This window comes from Gillisia sp. JM1, assembly GCF_000424645.1.
Classification (GTDB): Bacteria; Bacteroidota; Bacteroidia; order Flavobacteriales; family Flavobacteriaceae; genus Gillisia.
The window spans coordinates 1,703,610-1,719,408 of sequence record NZ_KE384218.1; the positions used below are offsets into that span (position 1 = coordinate 1,703,610).

The window sequence follows — 15,799 nt, forward strand, 5'->3', positions numbered from 1 at the left end:
GACAGTTTTTTCCTCCTGTGATTCTTATATTTAGAATAATTTGAAAACGAATTATAATCAAAAAAGAAAATTATGAAAAGTACAGATTGGAAAGTAATTAGTGCCGCAAAGGAAGCTGGGATCCCGGATCCCGGATTTGAAATTGATAAAAATACCGCTATAGTAATAACCGATCCACAGAATGATTTCCTGCGGGAAGACGGTGTGGCCTGGCCTATTGTAAAAGAGAGTGTTAAAGAGAATAATACTATAGAGAACATGTCTACTGTTTTTAAGCTGGCCAGGGAAAAAGGAATGAAGATCTTCATATCACCCCATTATTTTTTTCCGACAGATAAGGAATGGAAATTTGGTGGTGCTCTTGAGAAGTTCATGCATTCCAAAGAGATGTATAAACGCAAGGGGCGGTTGGATATGGAAGGATTTGAAGGCTCCGGAGCCGATTTTCTCGAGGAATTCAAACAATACCTTGAAGGAGAAAATATAATACTTTGCAATCCGCATAAATTGTACAGCCCAAAGAATACAGACCTTAGCCTCCAACTTAGAAAATATAGGATAGAAAAAGTGCTTATGGCCGGAATGTCTACAAACTTATGTGTAGAATCCCATACCCGGAATCTACTTGAAGAAGGATTTGAAGTAGGTGTGATTGCAGATGCTAGTGCGAGCGCCAAATTACCGGGACTGGATACTTTCCAGGGGGCTTTAATGAACCTAAGGATGATCACAAGCCATGTATTTACCACGGAAGAATTTGAGGAAGCCTTAAAATCTGCAAGACTTTCCTGATCAACAGGAATTTCGTCTTTACACAGGGGTGAATTGCATATGATCATTGGAGTTGAAAATTTGCTTCTTTTTCCGCAAATAAGGCTGAAACTATAAAATCTGCAGTTTGCTATAAACTCGGCTCCAAAGGGAATTATGCCAAACCTTTGTTAAAAACGGTAATCCAGACCTTAAGAATACGTCTAAAATTAGATAATAATAAAAATCACATCATGTCAAACAACACTTACAAAATCGGTTTAAATCCGGTGGAATTAGAAGATGCCAATGAGCAACAAAAAGAGATCCTTGAAAGCGCTAAAAAGGCCAACGGAATGATCCCTAACATGTATAAGAACATGGTAAATTTACCGGCCTTGCAAAATACTTATGATACCGGCTATCATCAATTTAGAAAAGACAGTGGATTTACGCCTGCAGAGCAAGAAGTGGTTTTGCTAACTATTAGTATTGAAAATTCCTGCGAGTATTGCACCGCTGCCCATAGCTATCTAGCTGAAAATATTTCAAAAACTCCAAAAGATGTTATTGAAGCCATTAGACAGGGAAAAGAAATAGAAGATGATAAATTAAACGCTTTGCACGAGTTTACTAAAGTAATGAACGAAAGTAGGGGGAACCCAACACCAAACCAAGCCAAAAAATTCCTGGATGCTGGATATTCTGAGAAACAAATTCTGGCCATTATCCTGGCGCAGGCAGTAAAAACCATAAGCAATTATTCCAATCATATTTTCCATACTGAAGTTGACGAAGCTTTTGCAGGAAGTAAACTGGAAAAAGCTGAACATTAAAAGAAAAAGGGAAGTTTTTAGCTTCCCTTTTTTTATATAATTCATTGATATTCAGAAAATTATTTTGGCATTTCCCAGCATAATTATAGAGAAAAGTATTTATGTTAAAAAGTCTTGTTTTATTAAGCAGCATTGCATTCCTGACTGCTTTTAGCATTCACTCTCAAACAATGAAAGGTTTTGATCTTAGCAACAGCTCAATTCCCGCAGGTGAAATAAAAGACGGTGGGCCTCCAAAAGACGGCATTCCTTCTATAGACAAGCCGAAATTCATAGGCGGTGATAAAACTACATTGAATGATTCTGATCGCGTCCTGGGAGTCAAAGAAAATGGAATTGCAAAGGCTTACCCTATAAAGATTATGAATTATCATGAAATCGTCAACGACAATTTTGGAGATAAGCCAGTGGTAGTCACCTATTGTCCTTTATGTGGTAGTGGAATAGCCTTTGATGCCACGGTGAGAGGAGAGCCTAAAACCTTTGGTGTATCAGGATTGTTATACAACAGTGATGTATTGCTTTACGACAGAGAAACCGAATCTTTATGGTCACAATTGCGATATGAAGCAGTAGCAGGGCCATTGGCAGGAGAACAATTGGAGATTCTTAATACTTCCAACACCACCTGGAAGGAATGGAAAAATAAAAATCCGGGAACGCTGGTGTTATCAGAAAATACCGGATATAAAAGGAATTATGATGTCGATCCTTATCCGGGATACGAATCTTCTTCGGATATCTACTTTTCGGTAAGCGAAAAGGATGATCGGTTTCACCCCAAGGAAACCGTGATCGGTCTTGAGGTGAATGGAAAATATAAATCATATCCCTTTTCAGAACTAGAGAAGATAAAGGGGAATACTCTAAATGATAATTTTCAGGGAAAAAAATTCAGGATTATATATAATCCCGAAGCTAAAAGTGCAGAAATTTTAGATGCTGAAGGAAAGCCGGTTCCGGCGGTTACGAATTTCTGGTTTGCCTGGTATGCCTTTCATCCTGAAATGGAGGTTTTTGAAGTTGCTGATTAGAGGGATTGCGGTATAAGTAAAGCAATTTTAAAAGCGTATTAAATTTTAGAAGAATCTTAAGATGCCTATTGAATATACAGTCAAAATAGCAATTGCACCTGAAGAAAAGAATAACAGATAAAACGAATATGAAAGAGACAAAGAAAAATCACCCTATATTATTTTCAGAATTAAATATTAATGGCGTAGAGCTAAAAAACAGAATAGCCCTGGCTCCTATGACCCGTACTTCTGCTGAAGAAAATGGAGTGCCTTCGGAGAGGATGCTCTCATATTACAGGCGATATGCTAAAGGAGGTTTTAGCCTATTGATTTCTGAAGGTACTTATCCCGATGAAGCATTCAGTCAGGGGTATTTAAATCAGCCGGGAATCGCTAACCAGAAGCATGTAAACGGCTGGCGCCTCATCACAGATGCAGTTCATAAGGAAGGAGCCAAAATGTTCTGCCAGCTTATGCATGCTGGAGCTCTTTCTCAGGGAAATATTTATTCCAAAAAGACCATAGCCCCTTCCAGTTTAACTCCAAAGGGAGAACAGCTCGGCTTTTACGGAGGAGAAGGAGCATATCCCATTCCTGAAGAAATGAGTAAAGAAGATATTGAACAGGTTAAAAATGGATTTATTAACGCGGCCGTTAATGCACGTGAGGCCGGTTTTGACGGTGTTGAAATTCACGGGGCAAACGGATATTTGCTGGACCAGTTTCTAACTGATTATAACAACAAACGAGAGGATGAGTACGGAGGAAGCATAGAGAACAGAGTTCGACTTCTTGTTGAAGTGTGTCAGGCTGTTCGGGAAAAATTGGGAAAAGATTTTCCAATAGGAATCCGTATTTCTCAGGCTAAAGTAAATGATTATACCCACAAATGGGCAGGTGATGAAAAAGATGCTGAGATCATTTTTAAACAGCTTAGTACCTCTGGGATAGATTTTTTGCACGTCACTGAATATCATGCAGATGCACCAGCCTTTGATGAAAAGGGACCTTCTCTTGCCTGGCTGGCAAAAAAATGGACAAATTTACCTGTCTTCGCAAATGGAAACATCAACACTCCGGAACTGGCCAAGCAGGTTATAACAAATAATGAAATTGACGTAGTAGCGTTAGGAAAAGCTGCTTTAGCCAATAAAGAATGGCCGCTAAAAGCTGGGAATGGTAATAAAATGGACGAGTTTAATCCTGAGAAATTTTTTAATCCTGATGCCAAAATAAAGGACTTTGAGCTTTAATAGTAGAAACAGGAAAACAGAAAAAGATTTCTCACTAGATTTAGCTTTTTTAATATAAGTCTTTAAACTAAATGCGCTTTAAAAGAATAAGATTTAGTTTAAAAGGATCTAGAAGAAGATACCTACTATCTCTTCTTCTATTATTAAAGAGGGATTCACTGGCTGTCATATGAGACAATTCAACCAACAGGGTTTAAATAGAAACCAGAAGCCACAACTGAAAGAATTTGCAAATAGATAAGGGAATCATAAAAGGTCTTTGTACTTCGGTTGCTTTAAACCGAAGTACAATAAATGCAATATTTACAGCGATAAAAAACAAGTAATGCTCCCTGTGGTAATATTCCTGCCACAATTTTAATATCGCTCAATAAAAAAAGCCTGCTACGGCAGCCATCACCCATAATAGTTGCGCTCTAGGATACTTTTAGGAATTGCCATAAACTTGGAAGTTCGCCAAAACTTGCCATTCCAAAAAGCAACCTACTAGTAGATATCATGCCGCTAAATATAGCAAAGAGTGCGGCGACCGCCAATGCCATACAGGACTTCCATCGACAATTGCGAAAGGTGACCAAGACCAAAGGAGGATTCACTAATGACATGGTATTGTTAAAACTGGTGTATATGGCCACAAAGAACATTGAATAGAAATTGAACAGCCCACTTCAAACCTGGAGTTTGACCATCCAACAATTATATATTAAATATGGAGACTGGAAAGTTCAGATTTACTGAACATGATCTCCATATAAAGCTCCATATGCTTTACAATACTTTCCGGCCTCAAGCTCTGTATTTTATGGACTCCTGAAATTTGCCCACGCTGCTGCTCCAGCTGGGTGTAAATTTCTTTGAGGCGCCCCTCGCACTCGTTGGACTGAATTATTTTTATTTTACTCAAATTTACTAAGTAATTGAATAAATTCCTGTTGCATTGCCTTTGATTTATCCCTTGCATACCAGGTATGCAATTCTTTTTCAAAATCTTCCCAATTTCTCCCTTGTGGATTATTCTTCCAATTTATAAATAATTGTTGTGCAGGTATAGGCCTGGGACCCCAGGTAAATAGTTCCTGATCCCTATTATCAAAAACTATAAGTTTTGGAATAGATTTACTCCCGTTGGTAAGATATTGTTCCATTAATTCTGGGTTTTCATCTCTCAATACTACAGATAGTGTAATTTTTTCTGAATAATTAGCCATCTTTCCTATTATCGGTAAAGATTGCGCGCTATCTCCACACCATGCTTCAGTAATTACAAGCCATGTCTGTGGCTTGGTAATGGTATTTAAGGCTTCTATCAATTCATCATCAAGTTTTAGGGTTTTATTTAACCTGGACATTCTACGCAAATTTAATGTGGTAAAATCGGCAAGGGCCTGGGTTTGATTATCTCCAGAGGTTTTACCCATTTCTGACAGACTTTCCATCCAATTAAAAAAACTTACATAATTAAAAATGGTTTTATTTAAATTCATACTTTTTTCAAATTTTTGTATTTCTTATTGTTCATTCTGAGACACTTTTTTCTTTAATTTTATTTTTTTCTGAAGGACTAAGGACATACCAAAACGGTAAAGCAACCAGAAAGATACCTCCTAAAATGCTTCTTATGGCAGCGGGAATAAGATTCCAAAAAATAGCATTTTCCCAACCAAGACCCTTACCTGTAGGCATTTTTAATGAAAAATAACCCTTATTATATCAAGAAATCTATAATCCATAGTCTAAGTTCAATTAATCAAAATAGGATTGCAGTTCCTTTTTCAAATTTTCCCACTGGTTTTTATCACCACTTATCACCTGTCCTGCCTCCCTTAATTTCGAGGTTCCAAAACCTATTGCTTCTTTAAAGCCTATATGAGGAGGTAAGGATAGAGCACCGCTACTAACCACGGCGTCTATAATAAATGCTTTTTTACTATTTCTTGCCTGAACAATAGCTGCTTCAATGTCCTGGGCATGTTCTACCCTCACGCCATCCCCACCACATAGCCTGGCGTATTCAGCAAAATTAACATTGCTCTGATGTAAGGCATCCAGGCTTGGAGCCAATCCTACCTGTTCCATTTCCAGTTTTACAAAACTAAGTTCAGAATTATTAAAGATGAGCACTTTTACAGGTAGGTTGTATTTAACGGCTGTTATAAAATCCTGCATTGCCATGTTGAAAGCTCCATCTCCGCTTAGGCACCAGACTTCCCGACTGGGATGGGCAAATTGCGCCCCAATGGCCGCTGGCAAGCCTACTGCCATAGAACCATGGTTAAAAGAACCAATTAAGCGTCTTTGGCTATGAAAAGAAATATGGTGAGCGGCCCAAATTGCAGAAGTTCCAGTTTCTACCGTGAAAATAGCATCATTGGCTGCATGTTTGTTCACAAAACCTGCAAAGATTTGCGGATGTAAAGGTTCATTATCACGTTCTGGAGAAGCCTGTTCTTTCATGTTTTTTCTCCAATCGTTAAAACTTTGTTTCAATTTTTCAATAAAATCTGAATCATCTTTTGCATGTACTTTGGGAAGAAGCATTTCTAAGAAAGAGGAGATATCGCTCCAAACCCCTAAGTTTACAGCTGTCCTATTTCCAATATTTTCCTGTCTTATATCTACCTGAATAGTTTTAGTATCATGTGGCAGAAAGTCGATATAGGGAAAATCGGTTCCCAACATTAGCAGCAAATCACACTTCATCACCGCATTATAACCCGAGGGATTTCCTATGAGTCCGGTAAGCCCAACCACATTCTCTGTATCATGGTCAAAAATATCGCTGGCACGAAGGCTATGGGTTATAGGTGCTTTCAGTTTTTTAGATAGCTCCAGTACGGCATCACGACTTTCACGGCAACCATCCCCTGCTAAAATACCTACTGTTTTTGCCTTATTTAAAAGTGATGCGGCCTCTATCACTGTTTCTTCCAGGGGTACCAGACGTGAGGCATATTTTTTTATAGGATGTATAAATTGTTGATTTTCAGCTTTCATTTCTGCCACATTTGCCGGTAATTCTATCCTGCAAACCGAATTATTGGCCAAAGCAATCTTAATGGCTCGTTGAATAACCATAGGGGCTTGTTCAGGTGTTTTAATAATGGCCTGATAATCACAAATATCATCAAACACCTTTTTTAAATCCACTTCCTGAAAAAAGCTGGTGCCTTGTTGTCTTTGGTCTACCTGACCGGTAATCGCAATTACCGGGGTCCGTTCTTTCTTGGCATTATAAAGTCCATTGATTAAATGAAGGGCTCCTGGCCCCACCGTTCCGGCACAAACACCCAATTTTCCGGATGTCTGACTTTCACCAAAGGCTGCATAAGAGGCATTCCCTTCATGCTTCATTCCTATCCAGTCCACATCTTCACGTTCTTCAATCGCTTTTACAAAGAAGTTAAGGGCATCACCCGTAACTCCGTATACGTGTTTTACGCCAACACTTACCAGAATGTCCAATAATTGTTCAGATACATTTTTAGCCATATAAATATTATTTAAAAAAGATTAAGTTTTAAAGGATTACTAAAGCACCTCCAGCGGTGGTAAAAATCACTAAAGCGCCTAATAGGATTAAGAGGTCATAGTGCCATCCAAAGCCTTTTTCAGCATAAAACCCAGTTTTCCAGATGCCTATTTTCATATAGATTGCACCAAGCATAGAGGCGATAATAAGGCCTGCGCCTATCTGAGTAAAAATCCCCAAAACCATGGAAATAGCGGCAATCATTTCAACAGTTCCCAGTAAAAACGCCATGGATTTGGACATGCCCATACTTTCACCACGTTCTTTAGGGTGGGTAGCATGACTTTTTCCGCTAGAAAATAAGATAATCGCTATAATTATTCTAAGAAAGAGTAGGGCATAATCGGTATATTGATCAATTTCTAAAAGCATGATTTGAAATTTTGATTGGATTTATAAATTTCTATCTATATTCAGGATTTTCAAAATTCCAGCGGGTACCATCATCCCATTTTTTCCTGGAATTTCCATAAGCTGGATAACCTCCGCTATCTTTTAACATTTTAGCCAAGTGTAACAAGTTATAGGTCATAAACGTCGTATTCCGGTTTGTAAATTCTGAATCATAGCCTACAGGTGGATTTTTCTTTTCTCCATTCCATTCGGTATCCCCATAACTAGGCCCAGGGCCTACTTTCCCAATCCAACCAGCATCGGCTTGCGGCGGAATGCTGTATCCCAAATGCTGAAGCGCATATAGAATTCCCATGGAACAATGTTTTACACCATCTTCATTCCCGGTAATAATGCAACCCCCGGCCTTACCATAATAAACATATTGTCCTTTATCATTCTGGAAACTGCTCATGGCATATAGACGTTCTATTAATTTTGAAGCGACAGAAGAACGTTCTCCCAACCAAATAGGAGTTCCCACTACAAGAATATCGGCGGCCATTATTTTCTCATAAATCGCGGGCCACTCATCTTTATCGTACCCTTCTTTAGTCATATCGGGCTGTACGCCCACAGGCACATCGAAATCGACAAAACGTAATACTTCTACATCTACGCCTTCAGATTTCATGATTTCGATTGATACATTGATTAAATCTCGAGTGTGACTTTTAGAAGGGGATTTTTTTAAAGTGCAGTTTACGTAGACCGCTTTTAATCCGGTAAATTTATTTTTCATATGTAGAAATTTATTGTTTTTTGATAGTCATATGCAATTCGCATAGTTTCATCGGTGTTTGTATCTTATTCGCGTTATGCTCATTTCATAATTGATTGGTTAAAATTCTCTTTTTAAGTCGGATTAATAACTAAATAATTACTCATTTTTGATTATTTTAAGGTTAAGTTGAATTACTTTGGAATTTTTGACCCAATTCTTCCAGATTTTTTAATTTTTCGCCCCAATTTTTCTTTATCTTTCTGAAAATGGGTTTCTTCATTAACCATCCAAGCCAGGTCAATTTTATAATATTGACCACGCGAACATTAGTTGTATTTAAATCAACTGCATCTAATAAAATATAAAACTTATAAGCTTTAGTCATTGGCAGGTTCTCTGTGCTTTCTCCATAAGCTTGTTCCGCTTTATATTGCCTGTTTTCTATAGTCTTAAAATTCATTTTTAGATTACCAATTATACACGTATGCCGGGAGCCTAAACGATTAACCTTTGCCCCGTCAAATTTTATATCGGTAAGTGATTCGTCCCACAATTTGCGATACCTAAAATCACGAATTAAATTATGTAGGGCCTCTATAGGTACCGCTAATTTTCTCTCAATGGTGAAATCTGCTTTTTCTTTTAATTCAATTTTTGAATTTTCAAGCTTCTCTCGGGGAATTTCAAGTTTATAAGATTTTAAGTCTTTATAGTAATAAGGAAGAATTTTGATATCATAAGAACTGTTTTCTAATTTTATAAACCCCGAAGTTTCAGCATTTAAATTGAAATGATAAAAGGCTGGATTAGAAAGTAAAAGATACTCATTAAGAGGCACATCGTTTTTTAAAAGACGGTGAATTCTATTCACATCCTTTCCATAAGGCTTTTTTATATTTTTCACGCGTATAAAATCCAACCTTCCGAAATGAACAAGAAATTTAATTTTTAAGTCAATTGCTGTTGCACAGGCTCCGCAGTTACATATACGTTGAGTTTCATATTTTTGTAAATGATGTCTGAATGCATTAAGCATTCGGGATGTCTGTTCCTCTATCTGGTTATATTTTAAGTCTTTTACAGAATACATAAATAAGGCATCCCCTTCTATCTCGGCTAGTTTAAAATTAAGGATATTATTATCTAATAAAATTTCCAGCAATTCAGAAATTATATGGATGCTATGCTCAATAGCTGTATTTTCAACAAAACCTGAAAATCCGCTGATATCCGGAATAAAATAAAATGCTTGTTTTGCAGAAGGGGAATAGTCGTGATCCATATATTTTAGAAACTATTAATTGTTTTTAAAGAGAATTTAATTCAGAAAGTTTTAGAACATTTCAAGATAATCAATTTTCAGTTTAATTGCAATTGCTTGATGGGTCATCACCAAGATTATGTTCGATCCAAAGTGACCTTTTTTAGAGAATTATTCAGGTTAAGGTTGCCAATTAGCTGAGAATTGTTCCTTTTTATATAAGTCGACGCAAGAATTCTAATCTTTTAGATATGTGTAGTGCTATTTGCTAAAAAAATATTTAAAAGCGGGAAATCCATCAAGGGAAACCCCTCTTTTAAATATTTTTATCGGATACTACTTAAAATTAATATTACTTATCTTTTCTTATCCAAAGGGCGGCAAGTCCAATTACAAGAACTGATCTTGCAGCTATTAAAATGGAGGCGATTAAATTACTTTCAGTAGTTTCTTCTACATAATTATGTCTGTAATGTTCTTCCGGGTTCTGTTTATTCAAGTCGTCCCCTGTAATAGCCGTAAGCATCAATTCTGCCAGATGAACATTAAAACCATTGGTAAGAATTATGGTGTCCTTGTCTTCTTTTCTAACTGCGGGAAGCAGCACTCTTTCCCCTTCTTTCATAGCAACCTGATGATGGTCTTTTTCAAAACCAAAGGATCCAGCCAAACCACAGCATACGGAATCCAGCACGATTATATCCACTCCAATTTTTTCCAAAAGTTTGGTTTCCTTCAGCGGCAGCAAAATTGAGGTATGATGACTATTGAAATGCCCCAGAGCCCTGGATTTTATTTTTGGAATCTAGGTTGTTGTGGCTGGTCTATCTTCAGCATTTACAATCCTCAATTTCATATAAGCCCAAGCAGCTACAAGTCCAAAAACCAAATGAGCAAATATAGTAACCCAATTTCGGGCCTTTGCAAACCATGGCCAGATATCTGTCATCAAATAAAAACCTATTACATACAACAAAAGTCCCAGAACAGCACCTACTACCAATGCCATTACAAAAGACATTTTCTTAATTATTAAAGCGGTAACTATAGCAAAAAGCACAGAAATTGGCAGATGCACAGCAAGTGCCGCCATAAAAATCCCAAAGTCAAAGGTGGCCGGAGGAGGTAAGACTTCTCCGCCTAAAAGTATGGCCGCTATCATGCGAGGAGGACCCCAGGGAGATCCACCCAGAAATAGTGGTACCATTATCATTTCGAGCATCATAAATACAACTGCAGTTATTAAACCGGCCCATGTGGCTGCTTTAAAGTCTATAATTACCATGTCTTTTTAATTAAGGTTAATTTTAAATTTATTGAATAAAATACAATAAGCTCTTATACTTAATAATATTTTTATTTTTTTATCTAACTATAAAGTTAAAAATTAACGAATTCATATTCTGTCATAATTTTGACAAACGAGGATTTTTTGAAAGTCTTACTGTACATTTTGTGAAGAAAATTCCTGAACTTAAAGTTGCCGGTTTATCTGCAGAGTATATTCTGACTCTAGAATCATTGCATACACACAGGAAAAAAGTTATCCTTTTCCTGAGAGCCAGTATTGGAAATTTTTCCTATTTAGAAACAGTTAAATTTCTTCGTGATATTCACAAAACTATGCATCCTGGAGATATTTTATTGTTTGGATTTAATCATAAAAAAGATCCCGGAACTATTCTCGCTAGTTATAACGACCAAAGTGGAAATATCCGTGCATTCAACTATAATCTACTCCACAGGATTAATAGGGAGTAGGAGCAAATTTTGACACATCAAGCTCTGAACTTGTACCAGCATCCAATTGGGAAACAAGTGAAGCTACAAGTTCACTGGTAAGCCGGATAGAGCAAGTGGCGAGGATTCCAGCTCTTAATATGCAGGCTCATTTTAGAAATCGAGAATCTATTCACACAGAGATTTCCCGAAAGTACAGCCTAATAGAAATAGCAGGACTGGCAGCAACCACAGGTTTTGAACAGCTACAAAACCTTTTTGACGATTGAATTATTTTACAGACTCGGTGTGGAGAAAAAACAAATAAATATTAATTAATAAGACAGGAAAAATGAAATTGACGGGAAAAGCAGCATTTATTACAGGATCAGATTCAGGAATAGGGCAGTCAACTGCCATTGAATTTGCATAAAATGGAGCTAATATCATTGTTACATATCTTGAAGACAAAGATGGAGCCAAAAAAACTTTGGAAAAAGTCCGGGAAGCCGGGCAGTAGGAAATAGTCTTCAACTGGATATGAGTAAAGAGGACCAAGTTGAAAAAGCTTTTGATAATGCACTTGAGAAATTTGTAGAGATCTTCATCTTATGAATAATGCATGTATCGATGCTTCAGGAACCAAAATAGCGGAGTTATCTACAGAGCGCTGGCATAAAGCTTTCGTTACAAATGTAGATGGCTACTTTTTCTGCTCAAGAAGATTTATTCAGCATAGACCGGAAAAAATCTGAAAAGGAAGGATCATTATGTCACATCTATTTACCAAAGGGTACCACGTGCCAGCGGCAGATTATGACTGTACAAAAGGAGCGCAAATTACTCTTACCCGTTCCCTGGCATTAGAACTGGCTGAGGATCAAATTAACGTCAATAGTATTGCACCCGGATGGTGTTAAATCCTTTCAAACAGGAGGCATAAGACAATAAAGAAATAAGGGAATGCAAGTACGGAGTATTCCTATGAAAAGAGCTGCCCAGCCGGAAGAAATTGCCAAGATTGTCTGTTTCTCGCTTCTCTCCGGATTCTGACTATTGTACAGGTTCATCGCATACAGTAACTGGTGGCTTAAGCTAGAACTCAGGACAGGGAGCATAGAATGGAAGTAGCAATTCGAGATTAAGGAGCTATAAGGAGACATGTAAAGGCCCCTGCTTCAGTTAGATGTGAATACGAGCGTCTTATTGGTAGTAATGCCCTTGTTTTTTTTGCTGGGGAGGGAAATGTGGAAAGGGACGAAATGCTCAGAAATTTTCCTCAATCATTTGTCCACGCTTCTTTTATCGGAGCATTTTTAGATTTAGACAAAAAAAGTAAAGAATTATCAAAAACACACTGAGAAAAGATCAGTAAATTAATAGCAAAGGCAAATTTCAGAAGGAATTTTATAAAAACGCCGAACTATTAGATTTAGCAGGATTTCTGCTCATTCCACAGGCACGGTAATTCTAAAATCAAAATCTATGGATAAGTGTAGATGAAGATTTGGTAACCTTATTGTTTACTACTATGATTCAGTACGCTTTGGTGGTTACCACCGATAACCACGCTATGAAAATTTCGAAGAAATTGGTTCTTCTACGCGTGTAATGTTCGCCAAAAAACATTGGCATTGATTTAAATGAAAAAGATGCCAAAGAAGCCATATTACCGATAAAATCCTTGATACCGCATCCCGAGGTAATACAGGCGTTGGGCAATCTTCTTTAAACTATTGAAGATCTTTCTTTTGCTTTAATCAGTCTAGGTACCTGCAAATCCTGAACTCTTAGGATCCTGATGTGCTTCCGGTTGTATTCAATGATTTTTTTCTTTTTAAATCCACTAAAAAGGCTGGAAACTTCTTGCCTGTTTGTGGAGGTGAGCTGGGCTATCTTTCCATGAGTAAAGGAGTAGGGTATAGTAATGACACCAGTTTTGCCTTCACCATGCTTTGCTGCTAAATCAATCAGAAAATCCACGATCCTTTCAGTATTATTTTTTAAGACAAGATCTTCCATACGTTTTTCAGTTTTCTCTCTTCTGGTTTCGATCATTTGGGTGAATTTGAAGTTAAGGGTAGGAGACCTTAGGAGGAGCTGTTTCATATTTTTTTCCTTCATAATACAATAAAGAGACTTTTCCTCTGCAACAGCTGCATCTTTTCTTGTTTTCTCTCCTGTAATTGAAGACTCTCCAAATATTTCACCAGGCCCAAGCAAAGCAACTAAAAATTCATTTCCTGAATCATTAAACCTGGATATTTTCATTCTACCTTCCTTCAAGAAATATACGCTTTTGGCAGGACCATTCTGAAAGTATAAGGCTTCTCCTTTTTCTACTGAATTCATAACAGTGTTTTGACATATAAAGGTCCTTTCCTCTAAATTTAATTCAGAGAAAAAATTAAAATTCTCCAGATACCATATTTTGTCTGCTTCGCTCATTACCATGAATTTTTCCTTTTTCAGTTTAATTATATTTGGAAGAAATTACCACTAAAGTTTAAGATTGATTCTTAAAGTTTTTATAAAAAAATTAGTTCCTCTACGGAACTTCTTTTAATTTCGAAAATCTATTATAATTAAAATTTGAATAATCTCCTATAATTACTTTAATAAGCAGAATAAAAATCACGACACTTTTTTTATTGGAGTCAGAACAATACCTTTTTATTTTTTGGGAAGAAAAAGGGTAGATTATCAAGCCCCCTCCTTTTTTGCTTTTTTCTCCCTAAAGATAGAACGAACCTCCCTGTATATGTTTTTATAATTTTCATTGACTTCTTCCTCTGTAAAAAATTGTGACATTTCAGGTAGTGCCCGTTCGATTTTCTGCTGTTTGAATTGAACTTTTTTATCTTTTCCATCGGCATAAGTGACAAATTCTCCCTGTTTTAAACTAAAAAACACATTCGCCCTAACCTTAGAAATCTCCTTTTCTCCCGTGGATATTCTAGTGTCAAAATCCAAACCGGTTCCCCGCATCACTGTTTTGGTTTCATCTTTTATAATGTCAAAAAATCTTTCATAGTACCTAGCAGTATCAGGATCATTCACTTTTCCGAAGAACTGATAGGACAGATTACTTAAAATTGCCTTACTTGCTTTGTCCCCATACATCATATCATTTTGTATTTTATCCTGCATCACATATACCGTGGCTATATCATAACTCCTAAGCGTGGCCGGAATGCGGTGCATGTTTAATAATCTAATTGTTGGAGCTTCTTCAATTAGAAGAAAAGATGATCTGGAATGCCGCACGCTCATTTGCTTTACAATGGTATGCATTACCGTGGCAATGACAGGAGAATATGCGGAATCGTATTTCGGATTATTTACTAAAGAAATCACAGCCGGGTTGTCAGGGTTATTTATATTCAGAGGAATATCATCTGCTGCCAGTGCCATAAAAATACGTTTGCTGCTTATCTTCATGAGCGCAGTAGAAAGGGTACTCTTAACTCCCGCAGTTTGCCTATCAGAATCTTTTCCACTTATAAAAGCATCTGCAAAAGCACGAGAAGTTTGATTGGATTTCAAGAAATCTATGAGTTCATCAGTGTCTAAATATTGGTAGATTGCAATCAAGTGAGGGAGCGTACAATACTCCGGAAAAGAAACTTTCAGTTTCCATATAAGACCAGAAATTAACCCCTGTGCGGCATCATTAAAAAATTTACCTACTCCAGTGGCACCGGACTCTTTTTGTTCTAGCAGGTTCTCTATAAGAACCCTTGACACCTCATTAATATCTTCTTCATTCTCCATATATCTCGGGGCAATAGGATTTACCCGATGGATAATTTTATCAAATGATAGTATATAGAATGGCAAATTTGGGTTTTGGAATAGGGGATAGGCCATTTCGGTAATCTCATAATCCTTATAATCGTGTATTAGTCCGCAGAAAGAATTTTTGCTAAAATGCTCTAGAAGATTATATACCACACTTTCTGTTTTCCCACTTCCTGCCGCACCAATAATGGAAACACCTCGCTTAATGTTAGCGATCTTAAATTTACCTTTTTCTGCTTTAAAATGCACCTGGTATTTAATCTCAGTATTTATTATATCTTTTTTAGGTATAAATACATAGAGAACGGTATTACTCAAAATAAGGGGACAACCTAAATAGAGAAATATAGTTGCTATTTCTTCCAGAGATGGGTTCGTGGGTAAAATAACCCAAAACAGTAAACCGCAAAAGAGTAAATTAATAGGAAATGGATAGGCTGCTATTTTATATATTCTATAAAAAATAGCACTTACGGTTACAATACAGATTATAATATTAATGGCATTAGTTTCCATA

Annotated in this window: 17 protein-coding genes and 1 pseudogene; 8 read left to right on the top strand and 10 right to left on the bottom strand. The window is 36.9% G+C overall.

Translation table 11 applies throughout. The features are described from left to right. The first annotated feature begins 72 nt into the window (after nucleotides 1-72). From H033_RS0110850 to H033_RS0110865, 4 genes are all read left to right on the top strand, one after another. Nucleotides 73-792, top strand: coding sequence for a cysteine hydrolase (locus H033_RS0110850; protein WP_026838347.1), 720 nt, complete (start codon nucleotides 73-75; stop codon nucleotides 790-792). A 212-nt stretch (nucleotides 793-1,004) separates the two neighbouring features. Continuing rightward, nucleotides 1,005-1,586, top strand: a complete 582-nt coding sequence (locus tag H033_RS0110855; protein WP_034886189.1) for a carboxymuconolactone decarboxylase family protein — start codon at nucleotides 1,005-1,007, stop codon at nucleotides 1,584-1,586. 101 nt (nucleotides 1,587-1,687) lie between these two features. Continuing rightward, nucleotides 1,688-2,620, top strand: coding sequence for a DUF3179 domain-containing protein (locus H033_RS0110860; protein ID WP_026838349.1), 933 nt, complete (start codon nucleotides 1,688-1,690; stop codon nucleotides 2,618-2,620). Nucleotides 2,621-2,748: 128 nt separating this feature from the next. Continuing rightward, nucleotides 2,749-3,855, top strand: coding sequence for an NADH:flavin oxidoreductase (locus H033_RS0110865; protein WP_026838350.1), 1,107 nt, complete (start codon nucleotides 2,749-2,751; stop codon nucleotides 3,853-3,855). 896 nt (nucleotides 3,856-4,751) lie between these two features. Here H033_RS0110865 and H033_RS0110875 read toward each other — a convergent pair. The 8 genes from H033_RS0110875 to H033_RS0110910 form a co-directional block, all read right to left on the bottom strand. Then, entirely contained in the window at nucleotides 4,752-5,339 is a 588-nt protein-coding gene (locus H033_RS0110875) for a thioredoxin family protein (protein ID WP_026838351.1), read from the bottom strand. Nucleotides 5,340-5,370: 31 nt separating this feature from the next. Beyond that, complete coding sequence (locus H033_RS21595; RefSeq protein WP_155827792.1) at nucleotides 5,371-5,538, bottom strand: hypothetical protein; 168 nt, start codon at nucleotides 5,536-5,538, stop codon at nucleotides 5,371-5,373. 60 nt (nucleotides 5,539-5,598) lie between these two features. Next, nucleotides 5,599-7,344, bottom strand: coding sequence for a thiamine pyrophosphate-dependent enzyme (locus H033_RS0110885; protein ID WP_026838352.1), 1,746 nt, complete (start codon nucleotides 7,342-7,344; stop codon nucleotides 5,599-5,601). Between the two features lie 28 nt (nucleotides 7,345-7,372). Beyond that, entirely contained in the window at nucleotides 7,373-7,756 is a 384-nt protein-coding gene (locus H033_RS0110890; RefSeq protein WP_026838353.1) for a DoxX family protein, read from the bottom strand. Nucleotides 7,757-7,787: 31 nt separating this feature from the next. Further along, entirely contained in the window at nucleotides 7,788-8,519 is a 732-nt protein-coding gene (locus H033_RS0110895) for a flavodoxin family protein (protein WP_026838354.1), read from the bottom strand. Nucleotides 8,520-8,682: 163 nt separating this feature from the next. Continuing rightward, nucleotides 8,683-9,783, bottom strand: a complete 1,101-nt coding sequence (locus H033_RS21000) for a DUF2652 domain-containing protein (protein WP_051227883.1) — start codon at nucleotides 9,781-9,783, stop codon at nucleotides 8,683-8,685. Between the two features lie 331 nt (nucleotides 9,784-10,114). Further along, entirely contained in the window at nucleotides 10,115-10,483 is a 369-nt protein-coding gene (locus H033_RS0110905; protein ID WP_155827794.1) for a hypothetical protein, read from the bottom strand. 84 nt (nucleotides 10,484-10,567) lie between these two features. After that, complete coding sequence (locus H033_RS0110910) at nucleotides 10,568-11,047, bottom strand: hypothetical protein (protein ID WP_026838356.1); 480 nt, start codon at nucleotides 11,045-11,047, stop codon at nucleotides 10,568-10,570. Between the two features lie 113 nt (nucleotides 11,048-11,160). Between H033_RS0110910 and H033_RS22295 the strand changes: the two genes are divergently transcribed. The 4 genes and pseudogenes from H033_RS22295 to H033_RS21835 all read left to right on the top strand — a co-directional run bounded on the left by H033_RS22295 (nucleotide 11,161) and on the right by H033_RS21835 (nucleotide 12,401). Next, nucleotides 11,161-11,523 (top strand): L-histidine N(alpha)-methyltransferase, encoded by a 363-nt coding sequence (locus H033_RS22295; protein ID WP_410503525.1) that lies wholly within the window; start codon nucleotides 11,161-11,163, stop codon nucleotides 11,521-11,523. An 11-nt stretch (nucleotides 11,524-11,534) separates the two neighbouring features. Next, nucleotides 11,535-11,771 (top strand): annotated as a pseudogene (locus H033_RS22495) (L-histidine N(alpha)-methyltransferase); the annotation flags it as partial. Nucleotides 11,772-12,092: 321 nt separating this feature from the next. Then, the gene (locus tag H033_RS21830; protein ID WP_196809433.1) at nucleotides 12,093-12,236 is read left to right on the top strand and encodes a hypothetical protein; all 144 of its coding nucleotides are present in this window, start codon (nucleotides 12,093-12,095) and stop codon (nucleotides 12,234-12,236) included. A 15-nt stretch (nucleotides 12,237-12,251) separates the two neighbouring features. Beyond that, entirely contained in the window at nucleotides 12,252-12,401 is a 150-nt protein-coding gene (locus H033_RS21835; RefSeq protein ID WP_196809434.1) for an SDR family oxidoreductase, read from the top strand. Between the two features lie 808 nt (nucleotides 12,402-13,209). Here the strand turns inward: H033_RS21835 and H033_RS20055 are convergent. Together H033_RS20055 and H033_RS0110940 are read right to left on the bottom strand one after the other, a co-directional pair. Beyond that, the gene (locus H033_RS20055; protein ID WP_051227951.1) at nucleotides 13,210-13,929 is read right to left on the bottom strand and encodes a Crp/Fnr family transcriptional regulator; all 720 of its coding nucleotides are present in this window, start codon (nucleotides 13,927-13,929) and stop codon (nucleotides 13,210-13,212) included. 255 nt (nucleotides 13,930-14,184) lie between these two features. Then, nucleotides 14,185-15,798 carry a type IV secretory system conjugative DNA transfer family protein gene (locus tag H033_RS0110940; protein ID WP_026838358.1) on the bottom strand — a complete coding sequence of 538 codons (1,614 nt, stop codon included), beginning with the start codon at nucleotides 15,796-15,798 and terminating at the stop codon, nucleotides 14,185-14,187. Nucleotide 15,799: the final 1 nt, after the last annotated feature.

What these genes read in the sequence shown, in the direction of transcription:
- H033_RS0110850 (WP_026838347.1), top strand. Translation starts at nt 73, where the DNA reads ATGAAAAGTACAGATTGGAAAGTAATTAGTGCCGCAAAGGAAGCTGGG.
- H033_RS0110855 (WP_034886189.1), top strand. Translation starts at nt 1,005, where the DNA reads ATGTCAAACAACACTTACAAAATCGGTTTAAATCCGGTGGAATTAGAA.
- H033_RS0110860 (WP_026838349.1), top strand. Translation starts at nt 1,688, where the DNA reads ATGTTAAAAAGTCTTGTTTTATTAAGCAGCATTGCATTCCTGACTGCT.
- H033_RS0110865 (WP_026838350.1), top strand. Translation starts at nt 2,749, where the DNA reads ATGAAAGAGACAAAGAAAAATCACCCTATATTATTTTCAGAATTAAAT.
- H033_RS0110875 (WP_026838351.1), bottom strand. Translation starts at nt 5,339, where the DNA reads ATGAATTTAAATAAAACCATTTTTAATTATGTAAGTTTTTTTAATTGG.
- H033_RS21595 (WP_155827792.1), bottom strand. Translation starts at nt 5,538, where the DNA reads ATGCCTACAGGTAAGGGTCTTGGTTGGGAAAATGCTATTTTTTGGAAT.
- H033_RS0110885 (WP_026838352.1), bottom strand. Translation starts at nt 7,344, where the DNA reads ATGGCTAAAAATGTATCTGAACAATTATTGGACATTCTGGTAAGTGTT.
- H033_RS0110890 (WP_026838353.1), bottom strand. Translation starts at nt 7,756, where the DNA reads ATGCTTTTAGAAATTGATCAATATACCGATTATGCCCTACTCTTTCTT.
- H033_RS0110895 (WP_026838354.1), bottom strand. Translation starts at nt 8,519, where the DNA reads ATGAAAAATAAATTTACCGGATTAAAAGCGGTCTACGTAAACTGCACT.
- H033_RS21000 (WP_051227883.1), bottom strand. Translation starts at nt 9,783, where the DNA reads ATGGATCACGACTATTCCCCTTCTGCAAAACAAGCATTTTATTTTATT.
- H033_RS0110910 (WP_026838356.1), bottom strand. Translation starts at nt 11,047, where the DNA reads ATGGTAATTATAGACTTTAAAGCAGCCACATGGGCCGGTTTAATAACT.
- H033_RS21830 (WP_196809433.1), top strand. Translation starts at nt 12,093, where the DNA reads ATGAATAATGCATGTATCGATGCTTCAGGAACCAAAATAGCGGAGTTA.
- H033_RS21835 (WP_196809434.1), top strand. Translation starts at nt 12,252, where the DNA reads ATGTCACATCTATTTACCAAAGGGTACCACGTGCCAGCGGCAGATTAT.
- H033_RS20055 (WP_051227951.1), bottom strand. Translation starts at nt 13,929, where the DNA reads ATGAGCGAAGCAGACAAAATATGGTATCTGGAGAATTTTAATTTTTTC.
- H033_RS0110940 (WP_026838358.1), bottom strand. Translation starts at nt 15,798, where the DNA reads ATGGAAACTAATGCCATTAATATTATAATCTGTATTGTAACCGTAAGT.